We start from the raw sequence: 2,794 nt of genomic DNA on the forward strand, positions 1-2,794 counted from the left end.
GCTGTCGTTCGCCCAGCGCCGGCTGTGGTTCATCAATCGGTTCGACGGGCAGAGTGCCACGTACAACATGCCGCTGGCGATGCGGCTTTCGGGTGGGCTGGACCGGGTCGCGCTGCAGGCGGCTCTGGCGGACGTGGTGGAACGGCACGAGAGCCTGCGCACGGTCTTCCCCGAGATCGACGGCGTTCCGTACCAGCAGGTGCTGGCGGCGGGGGATGCGGTGCCGGTGCTTCGGGTGGTGGAGGCGTCGGATGGTTCGCTGGCGGGGCTGTTGGCGGCGGAGGCGGGGACGGGTTTCGATCTGGAGCGGGTGCCCCCGCTGCGGGGGAGCCTGTTCACCCTGGGTGAGCAGGACCACGTCCTGTTGCTGGTGCTGCATCACATCGCGGGTGACGGCTGGTCGATGGGTCCGCTGGCGCAGGATCTGGCGGCGGCGTATGCGGCTCGGGTCGATGGTGGGGCTCCGGCGTGGGCTCCGTTGCCGGTGCAGTACGTGGACTACACGCTCTGGCAGCGGCAGGTGCTGGGCAGCGAGGACGATCCGCAGAGTGCGGTCTCGCGCCAACTGGCCTACTGGCAGCAGGCGCTGGCCGGCCTGCCGGACGAGCTCGCGCTGCCCACCGACCGCCCCCGCCCCGCCGTGCCGACCAACCGCGGCGACATGCACTACTTCCAGATCGGCCCGGAGCTGCACAGCGCCCTGATCAAGCTTGCCCGCGAGAACGAGGCCAGCCTGTTCATGGTGTTGCAGGCGGGTCTGGCGGCGTTGCTGTCCCGGTTGGGTGCCGGCGAGGACATCCCGATCGGCAGCACGATCGCCGGGCGTACCGACGACGCGCTCGACAAGCTGGTCGGCTTCTTCGTCAACATGCTGGTGCTGCGGACCGACACCTCCGGTAACCCGAGCTTCCGCGAGCTGATCGGCCGCGTCCGCGAGGCCGGCCTGGCCGCCTACGCGAACCAGGACGTGCCGTTCGAGCGCCTGGTCGAGGTGGTCAACCCGGCCCGTTCGCTGTCGCGGCACCCGCTCTTCCAGGTCGCGCTGAACGTCCAGACCGTGACGGACTCCACCGTCGGCATCCGGGGACTGGAGATCACCCCGGAACCCATCGGCATCGGCATGTCCCGGTTCGATTTGTCGTTCGGGTTCGTGGAGGTGCGGGGTGGTGATGGTGCGCCGGCGGGTTTGCGGGGGGATCTGGAGTTCAGTCTGGATCTGTTCGATGAGGCGTCGGCGGTGCGGTTGGTGGAGCGTTTGACTCGTCTGTTGGAGGCTGCGGTTGCTGATCCGCGGTTGCCGGTGGGTGAGTTGGAGGTGTTGGAGCCTGCGGAGCGTGAGCGGGTTCTGGTGGAGTGGAATGACACGGCTGCGGCGGTGGTGCCGGGTTCGGTGACGGAGTTGTTCGAGGCGTGGGTGGCTTTGGCTCCGGATGCGGTGGCTGTGGTGTGTGGGGGTGTCGAGGTTTCGTACCGGGAGTTGAGTGCCCGGGTGAACCGGTTGGCGCGTCTGCTGGTGGGTCGTGGTGTGGGTCCGGGTGGGCTGGTCGGTGTGGTGTTGCCGCGGTCGGTGGATCTGGTGGTGGCGCTGCTGGCGGTGTTGAAGTCGGGTGCGGCGTATGTGCCGATCGATCCGGATCATCCGTCGGAGCGGATCGGGTATGTGTTGGCGGATTCGGCTCCGGTGGTGGTGCTGGCGGTGGGGTCGACGGCCGGTGTGGTTGCCGGTTCGTCGTCGCCGGTGCTGGTGCTGGATGAGTCCGGTGTGGTGGAGGAGTTGTCGGGGCTGTCGGATGCTGATCCGGGTGCCGTCTCGGTGGGTGGGTCGGATGCGGCGTATGTGATCTTCACGTCGGGTTCGACGGGTCGGCCCAAGGGTGTGGTGGTCACGCGTGGTGGTCTGGACAATTTCCTGGCCGGGATGGGTGAGTTGGTCCCGTTGTCGGGTGCGGATCGTCTGGTCGCGGTGACGACGGTGTCGTTCGACATCGCGGGGCTGGAGCTGTATCTGCCGCTGGTCTCGGGTGCGGGTGTGGTTTTGGCGTCGCGGGAGACGGTGGTGGATCCGTCGGCACTGGGTGCGTTGGTGTCCGGCAGCGGTGCGACGGTGTTGCAGGCGACGCCGTCGTTGTGGCAGGCGTTGGTGGCGCATGTGCCGGAGTCGGTGCGTGGGCTGCGGATGCTGGTGGGTGGTGAGGCGTTGCCGGCGGCGTTGGCGCAGGAGATGCGGGCGTTGGGCGGCCGGGTGTTGAACGTGTACGGGCCGACGGAGACGACGATCTGGTCGTCGGCGGCGGTGTTGGACGGGCGTGCGGGTGCGCCGGCGATCGGGCGTCCGATCCGTAACACCCGGGTGTATGTGCTGGATGGTGCGCTGGGGTTGGTGGCGCCTGGTGTGCTGGGCGAGTTGTATGTCGCGGGTGAGGGTGTGGCTCGTGGCTACTTGAACCGTCCGGGTCTGTCGGCGGAGCGTTTCGTGGCGGATCCGTTCGGGCCGGCGGGTGCGCGGATGTATCGCACGGGTGACCTGGTGCGTTGGGGTGTGGACGGGCAGCTGGAGTACGTGGGCCGGGCTGATTTCCAGGTGAAGGTGCGGGGTTTCCGTATCGAGCTGGGCGAGATCGAGTCCGCGCTGAACTCGCTTGAGGGTGTGGCTCAGGCCGTGGTGCTGGTGCGGGAGGACCGCCCGGGTGACCAGCGGATCGTCGCCTACGTGGTCCCGAAGGACGCGTCCATTCCGGCGGAGTCCTTGCGTGGCCACCTCCAGTCGGTGTTGCCGGAGTACATGGTGCCGTCG

General features: G+C 68.3%; 1 protein-coding gene. It reads left to right on the forward strand.

Going from position 1 to position 2,794, the window contains the following annotated elements; translation table 11 throughout:
* The coding region (locus ACZ4WV_RS35405; protein WP_465753211.1) for a non-ribosomal peptide synthetase at positions 1-2,794 on the forward strand (2,794 nt) is incomplete at both ends.

This window comes from Kitasatospora sp. NPDC029312, assembly GCF_055569215.1.